The organism is Paenibacillus sp. FSL H8-0282, assembly GCF_037963825.1.
Classification (GTDB): domain Bacteria; phylum Bacillota; class Bacilli; order Paenibacillales; family Paenibacillaceae; genus Paenibacillus_AQ; species Paenibacillus_AQ odorifer.
The window spans coordinates 3,701,240-3,721,442 of sequence record NZ_CP150146.1 but is presented as its reverse complement, the minus strand read 5'-3'; the positions used below and the strand labels follow the sequence as shown (position 1 = coordinate 3,721,442).

Sequence of the window (20,203 nt, the reverse complement as noted above, 5' to 3'; positions counted from 1 at the left end):
TCGTTTAATCTACTGAAAGGGTGTAATTAGCTCTGTCCGTAGTTATTTCTGCCTTGCGGTCGGCTAAGTCTACGATTTGAAGACCTTCAACAGCTAAATCATAAGTGGATTGTGGCAGGGATACCAGTTCACCATCGGCGTTAAGTGTGCTGCCGAAACCTCTTAATATCAGTGCACTTCCAAGATATTCATCAATTACGTCGTCTGCACTCCGGAAATCTACGGACTCTAAATTGAAATGAACTTTATCCAAATCACGAAGTTCTTTCTTTTCAATAGCGATTGTTTCATTCAAATGATTGTTAAGCCAATCCATAAGCTGCTGTATACTTTGTTCCATAAAATGCTCCCACCCTTAGCTCGAAGATTATTATGAATAAGTTACCCCTTTCTTAGGATCTGAATCCTTTTTTTTGCCACATCTTAATTAACCATATGAATAGTTCATGTGATTAAAAAGAAATCCGCGATCAAATTGCCGTGGTTTTTGAGCTTCCTAATCTCTACATACGCAGGTCTATCCACGTTAACCTGGAGTTATTTGCTGATCTATATAAGGTAACAGTAAAGAGTAGAACTTGTCAGGAGCGGGCTACCCATGGTATAGTTCAAGACGCAATATGCTTTAAGAAGAAGTCTGCGCTAAAGTTGTGCAGGAGAGGTTCGCGAACTCCCTCTATAAAAAACTAAGAATATATTAAACAGTACAAGCGGTTGCTGTCCTTTATCCGGACGTTGCTTCCGTTTCTTCTTAGTGGAGCCAAGTTTTCGAAATCTCGTTCTTCTTTCCATTACCGGCCAAGGCCGAAGGAAAAGAGAGGGGTTTTTTGTCGTGTCAGAAGGAAGATTGAAAGAGGAAATGCAGGAAGTTACTTTGCTTGGTAATCAGGGAACACAGTACAAGTTTGGTTATGATCCAGACATTCTGGAGGTGTTTGATAACAAACATCCCGGGCGTGATTATTTTGTTAAATTCAACTGCCCTGAGTTCACTAGCTTGTGTCCTGTAACGGGTCAGCCGGATTTTGCCACGCTGTATATTTCGTATATTCCTGAACAAAAAATGGTGGAATCCAAATCATTAAAGCTGTATCTGTTTAGCTTCCGCAACCATGGTGATTTTCATGAGGACTGTGTCAACATTATTATGAATGATCTGATCTCTCTGATGGATCCGCGTTACATTGAGGTATGGGGCAAGTTCACTCCGCGCGGAGGCATTTCAATTGATCCTTATTGCAACTATGGAAGACCGGGTACGAAGTATGAGGCGATGGCGGAACACCGCTTAATCAATCACGACCTCTATCCAGAAAAAGTGGACAACCGCTAAATTCCAACTTGTGATAAGGAGAGATTCATATGAACAAAAAAGCACTCGTCGTATTCAGCGGCGGACAAGATAGCACCACTTGCCTGGTTTGGGCATTGCAGCAGTATGAGGAAGTGCAGGTAGTTACCTTCAACTATAATCAACGTCATGCGGCTGAAATCGAAGTTGCAACAGAGATAGCAGCTAAGTTTAATGTAAAACAGCATATTCTTGATCTGGGGCTGCTCAATCAGCTGGCACCCAATGCACTTACCCGTCAGGATATAGATATCGTGGCTGGTGAAGGAGATGAGCTTCCAAGTACTTTCGTCGATGGACGGAATTTGTTGTTTTTATCTTTTGCCGCAATATTAGCTAAACAACTGGGGTACTCCCATATCGTCACTGGGGTTTGCCAAACGGACTTTAGCGGTTATCCGGACTGCCGTGATGTTTTTGTGAAATCATTGAATGTTACGCTGAACTTATCTATGGACTATGAGTTTGCGATCCACACTCCCCTAATGTGGCTGGATAAAAAAGAAACGTGGAAAATGGCCGATGCACTGGGGTATTTTGATTATGTTCGCGAACACACACTGACCTGTTACAACGGTATTATTGGCAGTGGCTGCGGTACTTGTCCAGCCTGTCTATTGCGTCAGCGTGGTCTTGAGCAATATGAGGCGGAGAGAATGGAGGCCGGTTCTTAATGCTTAACGAGGTTTCAGTCTGCAAAATATTTACGTTCGATGCGGCACACCAGTTAGTGGGACACAAAGGGAAATGCAGCAATCTGCACGGACATACTTATAAGCTCGAAGTAGTGCTTAAGGGCAAACCTATGGCCGCGGAAGGCCACTCGGATGAAGGCTTCGTCATTGATTTCAGCGATATCAAAATGACAGTACAACAAAGCCTTGTAGATCGTTTAGATCACGCTTTTCTTGCCATGGGAAATGAACCTGTGTTAGAGACGTTAACGAATACGGGCTCCAAAGTAGCCTTGTTGTCTTTCCGCACCACAGTAGAGAATATGTCTTCATATATTGCCTACAAGCTTAAGCAAGCAGGGTTGCCTTTGTACTCGGTAAAGCTATGGGAGACTCCAACCTCTTGGGCAGAGGTGCTGGCTGAAGATGTTCCGTATGAAGGGCCATCCTACCGTTTGTATGGAGGCTGTGACTGTGAGTAAGATTCCTGTAATTGAAATGTTCGGTCCAACTATTCAAGGCGAAGGTGCGGTAATTGGAGTGAAGACAATGTTTGTCCGCACCTATGGCTGCGATTATCGCTGCGGCTGGTGTGACTCCGCTTTTACTTGGGATGGTACGGCTAAGAATAAGGTTCGCATGATGGAAGCAGAAGAAATCATAAATGAATTATTGGCGTTAGCTGGAGATAATTTCGACTGTGTTACGATTTCAGGCGGTAATCCTGCCTTGATTGGTGAAGGAATGGGTACCTTCATCAATCTGCTTCATGAGCGTGGAATAATAGCAGCGATAGAAACTCAGGGGAGTAAATGGCAGGATTGGTTCAATGACGTGGATGTGCTGACAATTAGTCCTAAACCCCCAAGCTCAGGAATGACAACGAATTGGGAAATGCTAGATAACATCATGAGTAAGATGGAGAAACTGGGTCGTTCTACGCATAGCTTGAAGGTCGTAGTGTTTGATGATAAGGATTTTGATTATGCGAAAAACGTTCACCAGCGATATCCGAATGTGCAGCTCTTTCTGCAGCCTGGTAATGATGATGTCACGGAAGAGGGCAACATTTCTGCTCGGCTTCTGGGAAGGCTGGAGTGGTTGTTTAATAAAGTAATCGCGGATTCGGATATGAACAAGGTTCGTGTACTTCCACAGCTGCATGCATTGATCTGGCATAATAAGCGTGGCAAATAAATGATTGATGAAATCGTCCGGGTATCTGCTTACAGATACTCGGTTTTTAGTTTTAACATTTGTAACTTCTAGTAGGTAGATAGTCTGTCCCAGTTTCTGGTATGATTTTAAAAAAAGCTCTTGGAGGTTATTCATTTGGAACAATCAACAGCATTATTAATTATCGATGTTCAAGAAGCCATGTTCTCCTATGATCTAAAGCTGTACGATGAAGAGGGTGTGATGGACAGGATTGTCTCCCTTCAGCAAAAAGCTCGATTAGCAGGTACTCCTATTGTGTATATTCAACATACCGAAGATGAGGAGTACACAAAAGGTACACCCACTTGGCAGATCAGTCACCGCATCACACCGCAGGAAGGCGAAGTTATCGTTGAGAAGCCTACTTGGGATGCTTTTCACCGAACGGAACTGCAAGATGAACTCCAAAAGCTCGGGATCACGGATCTGGTGATCTGTGGGATGCAAAGTGAATTCTGTCTGGATACGACAATAAGACGCGCATACAGCATGGGATATAAAAGTGTACTGGTCTCAGACGCTCATAGCACCTTTGATAATGGGGTTCTGAGTAGTAGGGAGATCGTTAAGCATCATAATGCGATAATTGGAGGTAGATTCGCCCAGTTACGAGCTGAAAGCGAGGTTCAGTTCTAGATGAATACACCCCAGGCTGCCATGAAGCCTATTCAGCGTTCTCGCCTTAGATTGTTTGCTGGCAAACGATATTTTATTTGGAAAAGATATTTGAAATGGTGCACTGGACGAAGCAAAATAGCGAGGCAGCGTACGGATGAAACATTATCTTATGCAGCTATGACTCATGCTACCCCGTTATTAAGAAGTCTTCGGAATGTAGATATGGTGCTTCAATACAATAAAATAACTAACTTACGGCTGGCAATTGCGAAGCTGGATGGACTTGTTGTGCAGCCGGGGGAGACTTTTTCCTACTGGAGAAGTATTGGTAAGCCCACTAAGCGAAAAGGGTATCTGGAGGGTATGGTGCTGCATTATGGTGGTTTTCATTCCGGGGTTGGAGGAGGCTTATGCCAGTTGTCTAATCTGATCTATTGGATGGCACTGCATACGCCACTTACCGTTATGGAACGGCATCGTCACAGTTATGATGTATTTCCAGATGAACAACGTACACAACCTTTTGGAAGCGGGGCGACCTGTTCTTATAACTATTTGGATCTTCAATTAAAAAATAACACCGCTCAAACGTATCAACTAAAGCTCTGGCTGGACGATAGCCATTTACACGGGGAGTGGAGATGCAATGAGCAGGCGTTTTATGATTATGAAGTATACGAAAGTGATCATAGGATTAGTCTAGAGCCTTGGGGCGGATATATACGCAGTAACAAGATCAGTCGAAAAGTATATACACGCTCTGGAGATCTAATTGGAGATGAAGCTGTAACTGATAATTACGCACTAATGATGTATTCTCCGCTTCTTCATGGATAAGAGGGTAGGGCTTAGGGATATAACATAGAAAGGCATGAAAATTATATCTCTAGACCATCTCCAAAGGAGCGGATTAACAGCATGAAAGCACTAACCTACCAAGGGAAGAAAAAAGTGAAAGTTAAAGAAGTAGCTGATCCGACGCTTGAGAAAAAAGATGACATCCTTGTTCGGATTACCACTACGGCGATTTGTGGCTCGGATCTGCACATTTATAACGGGGAAATACCAGGTATGCATGATGATTATGTTATTGGTCATGAGCCGATGGGGATTGTTGAGGAAGTGGGTCCTGACGTAACTAAAGTCAAAAAAGGTGACCGAGTCATCATCCCCTTTAATGTCGCCTGTGGGCAGTGTTTTTTCTGCCAGCATGAGATGGAGAGCCAATGCGACAATGCTAATGACGCCAAGGACACAGGCGGTTATCTTGGTTATTCCGATACTTATGGCGGTTTTGCAGGCGGACAAGCTGAATTGCTACGGGTACCTTATGGTAACTTTGGCCCTTTTGTAGTTCCGGAGGATGCAGAAATGGAAGATGAGAAAATTCTTTTCATATCTGATATTGTGCCTACTGCTTGGTGGGGAGTAGAAAGCGGCGGAGTGAAGCCAGGGGATACAGTCATTGTTCTCGGCTGCGGTCCTGTTGGACTGCTTACTCAGAAGTTTGCCTGGATCAAAGGTGCCTCAAGAGTCATTGCGGTTGATCATATTGGCTATCGTCTGCAGCATGCGAAGCTGACCAATAATGTCGAAATTTACAACTTTGAAGAGATTAAGGATATTGAAGCTCATTTGAAGGAGATAACACATGGGGGCGCAGATGTAGTTATTGACTGTGTAGGTTTAGATGCCAAAATATCTGCTTTGGAGAAAGTGGAAACCACTCTGAAGCTACAGGGAGGCTCACTCAGTGCATTTAGAATGGCCTCGGATATCGTACGTAAATTCGGAACTATTCAGCTTGTGGGAGTTTATGGGCTTAATTACAATATGTTCCCTTTGGGTCATCTATTTGAACGCAACATTACTTTAAAAATGGGACAAGCGCCGGTGATTCACTATATGCCGTTGCTGTATAAGATGATTAAAGAAAATAAATTTGATCCTACAGATATCATTACGCATCGCCTGCCAATTAGTAAAGCGGAGCATGGCTATGACGTTTTTAGTGAGAAAAAAGAGGATTGCATCAAGGTTGTTCTGAAGCCGTAGCCTTTTAAGAAGCATGAGCTTTCGTCAGAAATGACATTGCTTGTGCTTTTTTTAGTGAAATCTTATGAAAATAGATGCATTTTTTCACGGTCTGCGTTAAATTAACATAAGTGACTTAAGATATTGAAAGGACGCGTAACATGTGAAACTTAAAAAACCGCCACTTCCGATTCCACTATTAATGTTGATAGGGATTGTGGCCATCTCCTTTTCCGCCATTTTTATTAAATGGTCTGATGCACCTGCATCTATACAAGGCATGTACAGATTATTATTTACCTCACTGCTGATGCTACCTTTTGCAAGACCCTATAGTGGAGCTGCTTTTGCTCTTCGTAAAAAAGACTGGCTAATGCTCATCCTCTCAGGCGCAATGCTTGCGCTGCACTTTTTGCTATGGATGGGATCATTGAAGTATACTTCGGTAGCTAGTTCAACAATGATCATGGCGCTGGAGCCTGTATTTATTATGTTGGGTGTTTATTTTTTGTATAAGGAAAAGACAGCTCTGTCCGCTATTCTAGGGCTTGGCATTGCGATTGGCGGTGTCGTGTTTATCGGCTGGGGTGATATCGGCATCTCTGCGGATAATCTAAAAGGTGATCTATTATCGGTCGGAGGTACTGTCGCGGTAGCTGTACATATGCTGATCGGTCAAAAGCTAGTGGTGCGCATGCCCTCTTACTTATATAGCTTGATTGTCTTCTTATCAGCCGCTGGCGTGTTTGCCGTATACAATCTGTTCATGGGGATTTCCTTTTTTAATTATCCGGCCAAGGAATGGGGAATCTTTGTATTGTTAGCAGTGGTGCCAACGGTGTTTGGCCATATTTTGTTTAATTGGTTACTACAATATGTATCCGCGACTACGGTTTCAATGAACATTTTAGGAGAACCAGTGGGTGCCAGTATCTTAGCGTATTTACTCTTGGGTGAGCAGCTAACAACCTTACAATGGGCAGGTGGGCTGCTCGTTATGATTGGCCTCGCAGTATATTTGTACGCGGGAAGAAGGAAAACTATCCGGATGGCTGATGCCATTCAGAATGCTTCATAACAGATATTTTACACATAAAGGGGTAGCAATGGATGGAAGAGCAGAATCAATATTCAAATAATCAGGCAGAAAAAAACGCTGTGCCAACAAGCGAAGAGCTTTGGAACGAAGATACTTATACCGCTTGGGTAACTCGGTTTGGTACACCGTCAGAAGCAGCTGCAAAATTAATAAAGGAACCAAGTGCAAAGCTTCACCCGCTCCTTTCTTTTTTTGGAGAGGTGAAGAGTAAGAAAATGATGAATTTAATGGGCTCAAACGGGATGAAGGCCGTGGCACTCTCATTACTAGGTGCGGAAGTAACGGTTGCTGACTTCTCGGAAGCCAATGCGCGATATGCGGCTGATCTTGCCCAAGAAGCAGGGGTACCACTAACCTATATCGTCTCAGATATTCTTAAGCTGCCAGAAGACGTCCTTGATGGTTCATATGACATCGTCTTTGCAGAGTTAGGAATTGTTCATTACTTTACCAACCTTACACTATTCATGGAAACAGCTCGCCGATTGCTATCTCCTGGAGGCGTATTTGTACTCCGCGATTTTCATCCAGTAACGACCAAGCTTATTTCCTCGAAGGGATCTACTGCGAAGGTACGCAAACACAAAGTAAACGGAGATTATTTTGACTCATCATTGGAAGAGAAGAAGGTATCCTATTCCAAGTATTTGCCTTCCACAGGTAAACCAGCAGGTGAACAAGAGCATAGTGTTGTGTATTGGCGCCGCTGGACACTCGGAGAAATTGTAACCGCAGCAGCTAATAGCGGACTAGTGATCCGCCAATTAGTAGAAGAACCTAATCTATCTTCCGACGTGTATGATAAGGGAATTCCTAAGACCTTCACATTGGTGGCTGGAAATGGCGCAAGCCTTTAGGAGGGTTCGCTGACATGTGATTTTTAGGGTATAACATTTGTGCTGAACTGAGGTGCTCTCGGTTCAGCTTTTTTTGTATGTAAAACATAAAATTTTAAACTTTTTTACGGAGATTATTCCATTACAATGGCAACTTATAGGGAATAGAATGATTTTACATTCCGGATTGAAAGCGATTACTTTAAGGGTTAAGGCATTCTCAAAGAATTTGAGGTGGATATCAAAATGAACGAAGTGTTGCTTCGTATGGAGGGAATCAACAAGTTTTTCCCAGGTGTTCATGCTTTGAATGAATGTCAATTTGAGCTGAAGCGTGGGGAAGTTCATGCGTTAGTAGGAGAAAATGGCGCTGGCAAGTCTACCCTTATGAAGATTGCGACAGGTGTCTATTCCAAGGATGCTGGTCAAATGTGGTACAAGGGAAATGAAGTGGAGATTGTTAATACCCGTGAAGCACAGGAGCTTGGAATTAGTATCATCCATCAGGAATTGAATTTAATGCCTCATCTTACGGTCGCCCAGAACATTTACATTGGACGAGAGCCGCGTAAAGCTCTGAAATGGTTCGTTGATGATGTGGAGATGAATCGCAGGGTACAGGTACTGTTTGATCAAATGAATCTGAAGCTGGATCCCAGAGTTTTGGTATCAGACCTGACCGTTGCTAATCAGCAAATGGTTGAAATCGCTAAAGCCTTGTCTTTCCAAGCCGAGGTATTGATCATGGATGAACCAACCGCCGCGTTAACAGATACAGAAATTAACGAGTTATTTCGAATGATTGAGCAGCTACGAGATAAAGGTGTGGGAATTATTTATATCTCTCACCGCATGGATGAATTGAAGCGAATTACAGACCGCATTACAGTTATGCGTGATGGTTGTTATGTAGATACCGTTCGTACCGATTCAATAACGATTGATCAGATCATCAGCATGATGGTTGGACGTGAATTATATCAAACGTCGAAACCAACGATTGCAAAACAGACTCAGCAAGTTGTCTTAGAAGTTCGGAAGCTTTCTAGAGGGCATGCGTTCAAGGATATTAGCTTTCATCTGTATAAAGGTGAGATTTTGGGCTTCGCTGGTTTAATGGGAGCTGGACGTACCGAGGTTTTACGTGCCGTATTTGGTGCGGATCCCATCGATGAGGGTGAAATTATGCTCCATGGAAAATCGGTTCGGATACGTCAGCCACATCAAGCGGTACAGCATGGTATTGGGTATTTGTCCGAAGACCGCAAACGTTTCGGATTGCTTGTGGATATGGATATCAGCATGAATAATGCGATTGCCTCCTTTTATAAATTCCGTAATTCATTTGGCTGGATGAAGGAGCGGGAGATGCGAAGCTCAGCGGAGCAGCATGTTGAAGCGCTAGCCACCAAAACTCCAAGTGTAGGTCAAAAGGTTAAGTTTCTGTCCGGAGGTAATCAACAGAAAGTGGTCATCGGCAAGTGGTTGACTAGAGACTGTGATGTACTCATCTTCGATGAGCCCACACGAGGTATTGATGTAGGCGCGAAAAGTGAAATTTATAAGCTGCTGGATCAGCTTGCGAGTCAAGGGAAGGCGATCATTATCATTTCTTCAGATCTTCCTGAGATTCTAAGAATGAGCCACCGGATTATCATTATGTGTGAAGGGCGTATAACAGGAGAACTCCCCGCAGAAGAAGCATCGCAGGAGGCGATTATGAAATATGCGACGAAGCGTTCATAACTGTTCAAGAGTTAACCGGAGGTGTCAGGACTATGAAGATCGCGGATAAAGAGATTAGTCAGCCAGCGGGTATGAAGCAATCGGGAGGGCAATCCGGATTCAAACAAAAAATATTGGCATTTGCCAGTCTGATCATATTGGTCATCGTATTTTCTTTATCCTCCAGCAACTTTTTTCAATTCTCAAATCTTGTCGGAATTCTAGTTTCTACAGCTGTAATCGGAGTATTAGCGCTTGGAGCTACCTTTGTTATTATTACGGGCGGCATCGACCTTGCTCTCGGTACTGTAATGACATTCTCATCTGTTATGGTTGGAGTCATTATTACCTTCTGGGGTCTGCCCGTCCCGTTAGGCATTGTAGGTGGGATTCTGGCTGGAGCACTGTGCGGCTTTATCAGCGGTTTGATGGTGGCGAAGATGAACATTCCACCCTTCATCGCCACTCTGGCGATTATGATGGTGACCAAAGGCTTGTCGCTTGTCATCACCGGAGCCAAACCTATTTATTTCAACGATGATCCGATCTTCGCCAAGATCGCCATGGGTAAAATGATCCCTGGTATACCCAACACCATCGTTATCTTCTTATTACTCGGTATGATCGCAAGCATAATCTTGTCTAAGACGATTATTGGGCGTTACAACTTCGCGCTTGGCAGTAATGAAGAAGCTACTCGCTTATCAGGTGTGAACACAGTCAAATGGAAGATTATTATCTATTCCATTACAGGGATTTTTAGTGGAATCGCAGGTATCCTGATGGCATCACGTCTGAATTCAGCTCAGCCATCACTGGGCACTGGCTATGAACTAGAGGCTATTGCGGCAGTGGTCATTGGCGGAACTTCCTTAAGTGGAGGTGTAGGTTCTATTCTAGGCACGATTATTGGCGCACTGATTATGAGTGTGCTGACGAATGGCTTACAGATTATGTCCGTGGCTCAGGAATGGCGGACGGTCATTGTCGGTGTTGTAATCATCATTGCGGTTTACGCTGATATTCTACGCCGCCGTAAGCAATAAACTTGGTATGATCTCCATCCGGAGTGATATACAAAGCAAATGACGAGGGGGAAGATTCAAATGAAACTGCGTCGTAGAGGGTTTATTATGCTTGCCAGTCTATTGTTAGTCACTACTTTGCTGAGTGCATGTAACAACAATGATAGTAACAAGAGTGCATCCGGTTCAGACAAACCATACATTCCAGTCATATCAAAAGGGTTCCAGCATCAATTCTGGCAAGCGGTGAAGCAAGGAGCGGAGAAAGCTGCTAAGGAATTTGATGTTGAGATTACCTTCGAAGGTCCAGAAAATGAGAGTCAGGTGGATAAACAAATTGAGATGCTGCAAACCGCTCTCGACAAGAAGCCAGCTGCAATTGCGCTTGCCGCACTGGACAGCAAAGCTGCGATTCCTTATCTAGAAAAGGCAAAGGAAAATAAGATTCCGGTCATCGGCTTTGACTCTGGTGTAGACAGTGATATCCCTGTAGCAACGGCAGCGACTAACAATAAAGCAGCAGCGGCGTTGGCCGCAGATAAAATGGCTGAACTGATTGGTAAGAAAGGTAAAGTGGGTCTTGTCATACATGACCAAACAAGCAGCACGGGGCAACAGCGTCGCGATGGCTTCTTAGAACAAATGAAAGAAAAATATCCGGATATTCAAGTGTTAGAGCCGCAATATGGGGGTGGAGATCAGTTAAAGTCCACAGACCTTGCGAAAGCGATGATGCAGGCAAATCCGGATCTGAAAGGAATCTATGGCTCTAATGAAGGCTCTGCTGTAGGTGTGGCTAATGCAGTAAATGAATTGCAAATGAATGGTAAGATCGTAGTCGTCGGCTTTGACTCTGGCAAGCAGTTGATGGATGCTATCCGCAGTGGTGTTGTGGCTGGTGCTGTTACACAAGACCCCATTGGTATTGGCTATCAAGCTGTGAAGGCAGCTGTGCAAGCGATTAAAGGGGAAGCGGTTGAAAAGAACATCGACACGGGGTTCCACTGGTATGATAAAAACAATATGGATTCCGATGAGATCAAACCTCTACTATACGAATAGAGTTTAATAATAGAGGTTGCCTCCCGCAGGCGGCCTCTATTATGCTTATGCTGATAAGTTCAAAGTTGTGGAGGTGTTGGATGTATAAGATAATTCTGGTTGATGATGAAGATGAGGTTCGTGAAGGGATCAAACAAAAGATCTCATGGAGTAAATATGGGTTTGAGCTGGTTGGTGATTTTGATAATGGCAGAGATGCACTGGAAGCAATCGAGCAGCATCGTCCTGACGTAATTATTACTGATATTTGTATGCCTTTTATGGATGGACTGGGATTGGCCAGAGCTGTGATGGATAGGTACCGGGATATGAAGGTCATTATCGTCACTGGATATGAAGACTTCGAATATGCGAAGCAGGCCATAACACTGAAGGTGACTGAGTACTTATTAAAACCGATTAATGCACGTGAGTTTGCTGAATTTCTAAGTAAGATGAAGCAGGATTTAGATGAAGAGCATCTACAAAAAGCGAATTTAGTTAAGCTTCGTATGCAACTTAATCAGAGTCTTCCATTGCTGCGGGAACGATTCTTGGAGCAGCTGGTAACTACTCGAATGAAAAGCGAAGAAATCGAGAATAAATTGAGTTATTTTCATATTCCGTTGCAGGGTCAAGTGTACCTTGCGCTCGTTATAGATATAGAACTGGAGAAACGAAGCCAGGACCTAGCTTTTGATGCAGAGCTACTGCGTTTCGGCGCCTTTAACATTGTTCAAGAGCAGCTGGAGAAAGAGCAAGACGGAGTGGTATTCCAGACGAGAGATGGAAAAATCGCTGCGATATTATCCGGCAATTCAGAGACGGTAGAAGTAGCAACGCAGCATCTTGCAGAGCAAGTCCAGGGTAGCTTAAATAAATATTTGAAGCTGTCATCCACCATAGGCATCGGTAGAAAATATAATACTTTGCAACAAATTCCACAATCCTTCCAAGAAGCGATCTCCTCCATAGAATATCGTTACCTTTTAGGCATAGATAAAGTTATCTCCATACAGGATCTTGAGTTTGGGAAGGGATTGGATCAGGCGCATTTCACCTCATGGGAAAAGCAATTTATATCCGCTTTAAAGACAGGTAAAGCTTCTGCTGTATCGGAAATTCTGTTGAAGTGGTTTCAGGAGCTTAAAAGTAATACCTCCTCTATAGAAGGCTGCCGTAGCAGCATCTATCAGCTGCTGGTTTCTTTGATGAACTATGTGGTCGACATCGGCTTCCCAAATACAGTAGTTGTTTCGCATAATATGTTTGCAGAGGTTGCTGCGCTTAAGACTTTAGATGAAGCAAGGAATTATCTGGAGAGGACTTGCCATGCGCTGATATTTAAACTATCGGAACAAAGAACAACGGTTCGGACTTCTCAGATGCAAGCCGCAGAAGCTTATATTCGCGAGAATTATTGTAATGACAGCTTTTCACTCAATGAGCTGTGTAGCCATATTTTTATGAGCATCAGTTATTTCAGTGCAACTTTTAAACAGCACACCGGTGAAACATTTATAGAGTATCTGACTCGACTCCGTTTGGAAAAAGCAAAAGAACTCCTTACGGTCACACAGTTGAAGACATATGATATCGCTGCCAGAGTTGGTTATGCTGATCCACAGTATTTTAGTGTTATTTTTAAACGTAATGTAGGAAGCACACCGAAGGAATATCGACACCGGCAGAAGGAGAATCTCTCTCTATGAGATCACAGCGCTTTTTCCGCAGCCGAAGTATTCATACTAATATTGCTATCTCCTTTTCACTTCTTATCCTCTGCACAACTATTGTCCTGAGTTATACTTCCTATCGCCTGTCCTCAGCCGCGGTCAAGGGCAATTCTGTAGCCTATACTTCACAGTTAATAGAACAAGTAAAACTGAATATCGAGAATTACATTGGCAATATGGAGAGCATAGCTGCTCTGGTGTTAACTAGCAGTGATCTAGAGAAGTATATAAAAGGCTCGAATTTAGATAAAGAAGAGGCACTTAAGAATAAACTGCTTGCCAGTCATTATCTCCGGTCAGTCGTTCAGTCCCGCTCGGATATTTCCTCTATATTATATGCAGGCTCAGATGGCATGACCGTTTCGGATCGACAGCATGCTGTTTTGAAACCGCTTCCTGAACTAATAGCTCAAGATTGGTATCAAAAAGCTATGAATCAATTAGACGTTGCAGTTTCTTCTTCTCATGTGCAGCACATCTTTCAAGATGAATACCGGTGGGTAGTCTCGATCAGCCGAAAACTCTCGAATGCGAATGCTATGACGGAAGCGGATCAACAAGGTGTACTGCTCGTAGATCTCAATTACAGTGTAATTAATAATCTATGTAAACAAATCGAACTGGGAAAACGAGGTTATGTTTTTATCGTCGATCCCGCAGGTAGCCTTGTCTATCATCCACAACAGCAGTTGATCTACTCCCAGCTCAAGTTCGAACAATTAGAGACGGTCCTTGGGATCAAGAGTGGATCTGTTACGGTTAATACGGGGAATGATCAGAAACTGTACACTGTGGACACTACCAGCTTTGGCTGGAAAATAGTTGGAGTCACTTATCCGGATGATTTGGTCGCGAACAAGCAACGTATGCAAGGAACCGCCGCCTTATGGGGAGCAATTAGTTTGATTTTTGCTATGGCTATATCGATATTTCTCTCTTACGCACTGACCAAACCGCTGAAGAATTTGGAGCTGAATATGAAAAAAGCGGAACGTGGAGAGTTCGACATACGCGTGGAGATTGAGAGCACGAATGAAATCGGCAAGCTTGCTCGTACGTTTAATCTTATGATTATGAAGATTAAAGAGTTAATGGGACAGATCGTTCTGGAGCAAGAGATGAAACGTGTGAGTGAACTGAAGGCACTGCAAGCGCAGATTAAACCTCACTTTTTGTACAATACACTTGATTCGATTATTTGGATGGCAGAGACAGGAAAGATGGAGGAAGTGGTTGAGATGACTTCATCTCTATCCAAGCTGCTTCGTTCAACAATTGGTGAGGGTGAGGAATTGATTCCGCTGGCCAAAGAATTAGAGCATATTCGGCACTATTTAACGATTCAGAACATGCGTTATCGTAATAAATTCACTTATTCCATAGAGGTACAAGAAGATATCCTAACCTGCAGCATTTTAAAAATGGTACTTCAGCCTTTGGTTGAAAATGCGATCTATCACGGCATAAAACATAATCCTGAGCAAGGGTACATTCTGATCCGAGCAAGACAAGAACAGAACGATATTATCGTACAGGTCATTGATGACGGTATTGGGATGGATGAAGAGCAGATGGGTAAGGTACTGCTGCAAAAATCAGATTTCAAGACTGGCAGCGGTGTAGGTGTCGCGAATGTGAACCATCGTGTCCAGCTGTATTTCGGTGTGAAATACGGTTTGTCTTTTGCAAGCGAGATGGAGGAAGGAACGACGGCCACTTTACGAATACCTGTGATTTATGAGGAGGAGAGTCAATGAGCGCTTTACGGTCAAAAATTGGCCTGTATACTCTGCTACTGCTCTTCATTGTTACTTTGGGTTCATTAGCCTATCGTATGTTTACAAATGAGCTTGACGCAAAGGTTAGGACCATTATTTATGTGCCCAAGACTATCGATAGCAGTATTGAATTCTGGGAAGTGATGAAACAAGGTGTGGCAACTGCGGCTAAGGAGTTCGGCGCAGAGGTTCGCACGATTGGAACGGATACAGAGCTTGATGTAGATCAACAGATAGAACTGCTGGAGCAAGCAATTAAGGAAAAGCCTGACGCCATTATTTTATCTGCTACGGATTATTATCGCCTCATTCCAATCGCGGAAAAGATCAAATCAGCTGGCATTACGCTTATTACTGTAGATTCGGGCTTAAGCGGTGGTGTATCAGAGAGCTTTATTGCTACAGACAATTATGAAGCAGGACGTAAGGCAGGACAGGAGTTAAGAAAATATATCGATCCAGAGGATAAAGTCGCTATCGTTAACTTTGTACAAGGCTCTGCCACCGCAATTGAGAGGGAAAGAGGGGCTCGTGATGCCCTTTTAGAGAATGGAGTTCATGATGTGCAGCCTACATTATACAGTGATGGTTCCGTGCGAAAAGCGTACCAGTTAACTGTTGGTTTACTAAAGGACGAGCCAAATCTAAAGGGGATAATAGGTCTTAATGAACCTTCTACACTAGGTGCTGGGCAGGCGATTATGGATATGGGATTTCAAGACAAAGTGAAATTATTTGGGTTCGACAATTCTAGCAATGAGGTGAAGCTCCTCGAAAAAGGGATCTTGCTTGGCACGGTTATGCAGAAGCCTTTTAATATGGGGTACTTAGCTGTGAAGACGGCGATTGAAGCTGTTGAGGGTGAGAAAGTGGAACGGATAATAGATACAGGCTCCGTGATCATCACGAAGGAGAATATGTATTTAAGTGAAAATGAGAAATTAATGTTTCCTTTTATAGAATAAATGAACAAGGTAGCTTTTAAAACCGTTTGCGGCTTTAGAAGCTACCTTGCTTTTTTAAAGATCAAGAGTCGTTACTATATCAACAAAGGATTGCTGCAACGGTGTTAAAATATGATCTTTACGCCAGCCGAGCACAAACCCGCCGCTTTCAGGCAGAATCCCTGGCAGGTTGGCATAGCTAAGCTTGCCTAGCTCAATCTCAGCTTTAACAGCCGCTTTAGAACATATGCCAACACAGTCACTCCCGCTAACTAGCTGCTTAATCACTTCTGGAGAATTCAACTCGGATCGGTTCCATAAACGGATTTGATTGAATTGTGCCCATTGATCGGCATACCCTCGTAAACAAGATCCTTGCTCATGCTGAATCCACGGCTCATTGGCAATTAGTTCAGGTGTTAATTTCTCTAGGCCTTCAAATGGATGACCAGTTGCAAAAATTAGGACAGGTTCATCACGGACAATAAGCTGAAAATCAAAAGATTCGTCCTGCCAATCCGCAGTATGTAAAATGGCCATCTGAATATCCCGACTACGGAGACGCTCACGTAACAAAGCATCGCTTTGAACAGTCAAAGAGTTGTTAATCCCCGGATAGAGTTTCATGAATTGGATTAACACATTAGGTAAAATATAAGTTGCAGGAATAAAACTGGCTTCCAGCTCTAATATTCCTTTTGAGGGGGAAGAAAATTGTTTAACTGTGCGCTCAGCTTCTGCTGTGAGAGAGACGATTTTGAGGGCGTATTGATAAAGGGCTCGTCCAGCATCCGTAAGCAGCACTCTTCCGCTTCGGTAAAGAAATAGAGGGGTTCCGAGCTCAGCCTCCAGATTCTTCATATGAAAAGAAACAGTTGGCTGTTTAAGGCCTAATTCTGCGGCTACATCGGTTACTTTTTTATATTTTTCAATTAGAACTACGATGTTCAATTTCATAATATTCATGACTTTCCTCCACATAATGCTAAGTTGGATTATAAATTATATCTCCATTATAGATTATATCTATATAGATATACACTTTATATTGGTATTTTTTTCGTTCGCTTTACAAAGATAAGAAGTTTCTCTAACGAACGAGCTCTAGAATAAGAAGAGTCAGAGGGGCCAAGAAGTCCCGGACAACATATAACATATGCGTTTGATGAACTTTTACAGTAACCATGCATATGGGGGCCAAGCTCCACAACACCATGTTAAAGCTTTCGAAGCCAGTTTGGTATGAACTGATCAGGGAGCCATGCTAACAAACCATTTAGGAGGAGACAAAACAATGCAATTCAAAAAATCATGGATCATGACTTTGGCTTTAACAAGCGTACTGGCACTATCGGCTTGCGGTAACGGCGGGGCAAACAACACAGGAGGAAACGCTGCAGCAACTAACGAAGGAAGCGGCGGCGCTGAAATAAGTGGTTCGATTCTGGCTTCAGGTTCAACAGCATTACAACCCTTGGTTGAGCTGGTAGCAGAGAATTTCATGGATAAAAACACTGGCGTGGACATTCAAGTTCAAGGCGGTGGCAGTGGTACTGGTCTTACTCAAGTAGCTGAGAAACAAGTAGATATCGGAAACTCTGACGTATTCGCAGAAGAAAAATTAAAAGATGCAGATGCAGAAAAAGCAGCAGCACTCGTAGATCATCAAGTAGCAGTAGTAGCGATCGCAGCAGTATCTCATCCTGATGCTGGTGTGGATAGCTTGACTAAACAACAACTGGTGGACATTTTCACTGGTAAAATCACTAACTGGTCTGAAGTAGGCGGAGCGGATCAAAAAATCCAAATCATCAACCGTCCAGGCAGCTCCGGTACTCGTGCAACCTTTGAAAGCTTTGCACTTGGAACCAAAACAGAAGATATCCCAGGTTCGATTCAAGAAGATTCCTCCGGTACGGTTAAGAAAATGATCGGTGAAACTCCAGGGGCAATCGGATACCTTGCTCTTTCTTACCTGGATGATTCCATTAAAACACTTAGTCTTGACGGTGTAGAAGCATCTGTTGACAATGTTGTTTCTGGTAAATACCCAGTATGGGCTTACGAGCATATGTACACAAATGGTGAACCTAATGCAACAGTAAAAGCATTCCTCGACTTTTTCTTAACTGACGAAGTGCAAACAGGTGAAGTTGTTGAACTTGGATACATCCCAGCTGTTAAAATGCAAGTTGTTCGCGACGTTGCAGGAACTGTTACCGCTAAGTAATTTAATTCTAGGCAATGTTATTGATTAGAATCTCAAGTGATTAGAGGCGGATACATCTGCCTCTCTTTTCACTTTAGAAAGAGGGAGCAATTGAGGGTGAAACTAAAGAACTCACGATTCGAAAAACATCATATTGAAGATTTTGTTGGACGTACTTATATGTCCTTCTGTGTATTACTGTTGATAACAATCATTGTATCGATGGTATATTTTGTAGCGTCTAAAGGAATTTCAACCTTCACAAGTGGCAATGCTACAGTTTCTGAATTTCTCTTCGGTACAAAGTGGTCGCCTGAAGCGGATACGCCTTCCTTCGGAGCTTTTCCATTTATCTCGGGCTCCTTCCTGGTTACTTTGCTTGCCGCATTGATTGCTAGTCCACTTAGCTTATGCGCTGCGTTATTTATGACTGAGATTGTTCCAGGGTGGGGCAAAAAATTACTTCAACCTGTTATTGAGCTTTTGGCAGGGATTCCTTCGGTAGTATATGGTTTCATCGGATTAAGTGTAATTGTACCGTTTCTACGCAACAACCTGCCGGGCCAAGGCATCGGGGTAGCTGCAGGCGCGCTTGTGCTCTCGGTAATGATTCTTCCGACGATTACAAGCGTGGCTGCAGACGCGCTGGCTTCATTGCCGCAAAACTTAAAAGAATCTTCCTATGCGCTTGGTGCCACCCGGTGGCAGACGATTTCGCGGGTGATTATTCCAACAACCTTTCCTGCCATTATGACAGGGATTGTATTGGGAATGGCTCGTGCTTTCGGTGAAGCACTCGCTGTACAAATGGTTATCGGGAACGCGCCATTCGTACCAAAATCACTCTTTGAGTCAGCTTCTACCTTGACCAGTGTGATCACACTCGGTATGGGGAACACGACCATGGGCTCACCTCACAATAATGCACTGTGGAGTATGGCACTGGTTCTCATGCTGATGACTTTCGTATTTGTCTTCTTTGTGAGAATGCTTGAAAGGAGAAATAAAATTTGAAGCCGAGAACCGTAAATAAAATTGCCACCAGTCTTATTGTATTTTTCGCGATGCTCATCGTTGTCATTCTACTTGGACTTTTGGGATATATCCTCTTTAGAGGCTTAAGCCATATCAGTTGGGATTTTCTTTTCTCCGCACCGCAAAAGATTCGTGCAGGTGGAGGGATCGGACCGCAGCTATTTAACTCCTTATTCCTGTTAGTACTGACACTTATTATTACAGTTCCGCTTGGACTGGGTGCCGGTATTTATATGGCGGAATATGCTCGTCCCGGTAAGATTACCGGCTTTATTCGCTTGATTGTTGAAGTATTGTCATCTTTCCCTTCCATCGTAGTCGGCTTGTTTGGTCTATTGCTGATTGTTAACTATTTCAATCTAGGCTTCTCCTTAATCTCCGGTGCGCTGGCATTGACGGTCTTTAATCTACCGCTGATGGTGCGGATTACGGAGCAAGCTTTCCGTAGTGTTCCAAAACAACAAAAAGAGGCCGGTTTTGCACTAGGATTGTCCAAGTGGAAAATTGTTACCTCGGTGTTGTTTCCGGTAGCATTACCTACAATTATTACAGGTACTATCTTGTCCGCTGGTCGTGTCTTTGGGGAAGCAGCTGCGTTGATGTTCACAGCAGGGATGAGTAGTCCAAGATTGGATTTCACCAACTGGAATCCACTTAGTGCGAATTCACCACTGAATCCCTTCCGTCCAGCGGAAACGCTGGCTGTCCACATTTGGAAGGTCAACAGTGAAGGTCTAGCTCCAGACGCTGCACAAATTGCTGCGGGAGCTTCGGCGGTGCTTGTAATTATGGTGTTAATCTTCAATCTGGCAGCACGTTATTTCGGAAGATTTATTTATCGTAAGCTTACAGCTTCAAAAAGAATGAACTAATCATACAA

At 43.4% G+C, this 20,203-nt stretch carries 20 protein-coding genes and 1 riboswitch; of the genes, 18 read left to right on the top strand and 2 right to left on the bottom strand.

Features of this window, described 5'->3' with window-relative positions; all coding sequences use genetic code 11:
* Positions 1–4 precede the first annotated feature (4 nt).
* Complete coding sequence (locus NST94_RS15960; RefSeq protein ID WP_036687547.1) at positions 5–340, bottom strand: hypothetical protein; 336 nt, start codon at positions 338–340, stop codon at positions 5–7.
* Between the two features lie 312 nt (positions 341–652).
* A riboswitch (PreQ1 riboswitch) is annotated at positions 653–696 on the top strand.
* 163 nt (positions 697–859) lie between these two features.
* Between NST94_RS15960 and queF the strand changes: the two genes are divergently transcribed.
* The 15 genes from queF to NST94_RS15885 all read left to right on the top strand — a co-directional run bounded on the left by queF (position 860) and on the right by NST94_RS15885 (position 16,100).
* Positions 860–1,333 (top strand): preQ(1) synthase, encoded by a 474-nt coding sequence (queF, locus tag NST94_RS15955; protein WP_036687775.1) that lies wholly within the window; start codon positions 860–862, stop codon positions 1,331–1,333.
* Between the two features lie 29 nt (positions 1,334–1,362).
* Positions 1,363–2,025 carry a 7-cyano-7-deazaguanine synthase QueC gene (queC, locus tag NST94_RS15950; RefSeq protein ID WP_280753137.1) on the top strand — a complete coding sequence of 221 codons (663 nt, stop codon included), beginning with the start codon at positions 1,363–1,365 and terminating at the stop codon, positions 2,023–2,025.
* Positions 2,025–2,507, top strand: a complete 483-nt coding sequence (locus NST94_RS15945; RefSeq protein ID WP_280753138.1) for a 6-carboxytetrahydropterin synthase — start codon at positions 2,025–2,027, stop codon at positions 2,505–2,507. Before queC ends, NST94_RS15945 begins: the two co-directional genes overlap by 1 nt.
* Positions 2,500–3,222 (top strand): 7-carboxy-7-deazaguanine synthase QueE, encoded by a 723-nt coding sequence (gene queE / locus NST94_RS15940; RefSeq protein ID WP_280753139.1) that lies wholly within the window; start codon positions 2,500–2,502, stop codon positions 3,220–3,222. Before NST94_RS15945 ends, queE begins: the two co-directional genes overlap by 8 nt.
* A 135-nt stretch (positions 3,223–3,357) precedes the next feature.
* Positions 3,358–3,879, top strand: coding sequence for a cysteine hydrolase family protein (locus NST94_RS15935; RefSeq protein ID WP_076184376.1), 522 nt, complete (start codon positions 3,358–3,360; stop codon positions 3,877–3,879).
* Complete coding sequence (locus NST94_RS15930) at positions 3,880–4,698, top strand: VanW family protein (RefSeq protein WP_339281068.1); 819 nt, start codon at positions 3,880–3,882, stop codon at positions 4,696–4,698.
* Positions 4,699–4,779: 81 nt separating this feature from the next.
* A complete protein-coding gene (locus NST94_RS15925; RefSeq protein WP_076274581.1) occupies positions 4,780–5,916 on the top strand; it encodes a zinc-dependent alcohol dehydrogenase in 1,137 nt (378 codons plus the stop codon).
* Positions 5,917–6,058: 142 nt separating this feature from the next.
* Complete coding sequence (locus NST94_RS15920) at positions 6,059–6,973, top strand: DMT family transporter (protein WP_175618917.1); 915 nt, start codon at positions 6,059–6,061, stop codon at positions 6,971–6,973.
* 32 nt (positions 6,974–7,005) lie between these two features.
* Positions 7,006–7,851 (top strand): class I SAM-dependent methyltransferase, encoded by an 846-nt coding sequence (locus NST94_RS15915; RefSeq protein WP_076217755.1) that lies wholly within the window; start codon positions 7,006–7,008, stop codon positions 7,849–7,851.
* 225 nt (positions 7,852–8,076) lie between these two features.
* Complete coding sequence (locus tag NST94_RS15910) at positions 8,077–9,576, top strand: sugar ABC transporter ATP-binding protein (RefSeq protein ID WP_280753141.1); 1,500 nt, start codon at positions 8,077–8,079, stop codon at positions 9,574–9,576.
* A gap of 71 nt (positions 9,577–9,647) precedes the next feature.
* Positions 9,648–10,601 (top strand): ABC transporter permease, encoded by a 954-nt coding sequence (locus NST94_RS15905; protein WP_143762388.1) that lies wholly within the window; start codon positions 9,648–9,650, stop codon positions 10,599–10,601.
* 60 nt (positions 10,602–10,661) lie between these two features.
* A complete protein-coding gene (locus tag NST94_RS15900) occupies positions 10,662–11,642 on the top strand; it encodes an ABC transporter substrate-binding protein (protein WP_076184371.1) in 981 nt (326 codons plus the stop codon).
* 80 nt (positions 11,643–11,722) lie between these two features.
* Complete coding sequence (locus NST94_RS15895; protein ID WP_339281067.1) at positions 11,723–13,333, top strand: response regulator; 1,611 nt, start codon at positions 11,723–11,725, stop codon at positions 13,331–13,333.
* Entirely contained in the window at positions 13,330–15,114 is a 1,785-nt protein-coding gene (locus NST94_RS15890) for a sensor histidine kinase (protein WP_339281066.1), read from the top strand. The genes NST94_RS15895 and NST94_RS15890 overlap by 4 nt, the downstream gene beginning before the upstream one ends.
* Positions 15,111–16,100: a substrate-binding domain-containing protein gene (locus NST94_RS15885; protein WP_339281065.1), complete on the top strand. Its 990-nt coding sequence runs from the start codon at positions 15,111–15,113 to the stop codon at positions 16,098–16,100. Before NST94_RS15890 ends, NST94_RS15885 begins: the two co-directional genes overlap by 4 nt.
* 54 nt (positions 16,101–16,154) lie before the next feature.
* Here the strand turns inward: NST94_RS15885 and NST94_RS15880 are convergent, their stop codons facing one another.
* Positions 16,155–17,045 carry a LysR family transcriptional regulator gene (locus NST94_RS15880; RefSeq protein ID WP_076306014.1) on the bottom strand — a complete coding sequence of 297 codons (891 nt, stop codon included), beginning with the start codon at positions 17,043–17,045 and terminating at the stop codon, positions 16,155–16,157.
* Positions 17,046–17,373: 328 nt separating this feature from the next.
* Here NST94_RS15880 and NST94_RS15875 point away from each other — a divergent pair, with 328 nt between their 5' ends.
* The 3 genes from NST94_RS15875 to pstA all read left to right on the top strand — a co-directional run bounded on the left by NST94_RS15875 (position 17,374) and on the right by pstA (position 20,195).
* On the top strand, positions 17,374–18,309 hold the full coding sequence (locus NST94_RS15875) for a phosphate ABC transporter substrate-binding protein PstS family protein (RefSeq protein WP_076126671.1): 936 nt from the start codon (positions 17,374–17,376) through the stop codon (positions 18,307–18,309).
* Positions 18,310–18,399: 90 nt separating this feature from the next.
* On the top strand, positions 18,400–19,302 hold the full coding sequence (gene pstC, locus NST94_RS15870) for a phosphate ABC transporter permease subunit PstC (protein ID WP_036687519.1): 903 nt from the start codon (positions 18,400–18,402) through the stop codon (positions 19,300–19,302).
* Positions 19,299–20,195, top strand: coding sequence for a phosphate ABC transporter permease PstA (gene pstA, locus NST94_RS15865; protein WP_076184366.1), 897 nt, complete (start codon positions 19,299–19,301; stop codon positions 20,193–20,195). The genes pstC and pstA overlap by 4 nt, the downstream gene beginning before the upstream one ends.
* Positions 20,196–20,203: the final 8 nt, after the last annotated feature.

What these genes read in the sequence shown, in the direction of transcription:
- NST94_RS15930 (WP_339281068.1), top strand. Translation starts at nt 3,880, where the DNA reads ATGAATACACCCCAGGCTGCCATGAAGCCTATTCAGCGTTCTCGCCTT.
- NST94_RS15925 (WP_076274581.1), top strand. Translation starts at nt 4,780, where the DNA reads ATGAAAGCACTAACCTACCAAGGGAAGAAAAAAGTGAAAGTTAAAGAA.
- NST94_RS15915 (WP_076217755.1), top strand. Translation starts at nt 7,006, where the DNA reads ATGGAAGAGCAGAATCAATATTCAAATAATCAGGCAGAAAAAAACGCT.
- queC (WP_280753137.1), top strand. Translation starts at nt 1,363, where the DNA reads ATGAACAAAAAAGCACTCGTCGTATTCAGCGGCGGACAAGATAGCACC.
- NST94_RS15875 (WP_076126671.1), top strand. Translation starts at nt 17,374, where the DNA reads ATGCAATTCAAAAAATCATGGATCATGACTTTGGCTTTAACAAGCGTA.
- NST94_RS15910 (WP_280753141.1), top strand. Translation starts at nt 8,077, where the DNA reads ATGAACGAAGTGTTGCTTCGTATGGAGGGAATCAACAAGTTTTTCCCA.
- NST94_RS15895 (WP_339281067.1), top strand. Translation starts at nt 11,723, where the DNA reads ATGTATAAGATAATTCTGGTTGATGATGAAGATGAGGTTCGTGAAGGG.
- NST94_RS15960 (WP_036687547.1), bottom strand. Translation starts at nt 340, where the DNA reads ATGGAACAAAGTATACAGCAGCTTATGGATTGGCTTAACAATCATTTG.
- NST94_RS15885 (WP_339281065.1), top strand. Translation starts at nt 15,111, where the DNA reads ATGAGCGCTTTACGGTCAAAAATTGGCCTGTATACTCTGCTACTGCTC.
- NST94_RS15905 (WP_143762388.1), top strand. Translation starts at nt 9,648, where the DNA reads ATGAAGCAATCGGGAGGGCAATCCGGATTCAAACAAAAAATATTGGCA.
- NST94_RS15880 (WP_076306014.1), bottom strand. Translation starts at nt 17,045, where the DNA reads ATGAATATTATGAAATTGAACATCGTAGTTCTAATTGAAAAATATAAA.
- queF (WP_036687775.1), top strand. Translation starts at nt 860, where the DNA reads ATGCAGGAAGTTACTTTGCTTGGTAATCAGGGAACACAGTACAAGTTT.
- NST94_RS15900 (WP_076184371.1), top strand. Translation starts at nt 10,662, where the DNA reads ATGAAACTGCGTCGTAGAGGGTTTATTATGCTTGCCAGTCTATTGTTA.
- NST94_RS15890 (WP_339281066.1), top strand. Translation starts at nt 13,330, where the DNA reads ATGAGATCACAGCGCTTTTTCCGCAGCCGAAGTATTCATACTAATATT.
- NST94_RS15945 (WP_280753138.1), top strand. Translation starts at nt 2,025, where the DNA reads ATGCTTAACGAGGTTTCAGTCTGCAAAATATTTACGTTCGATGCGGCA.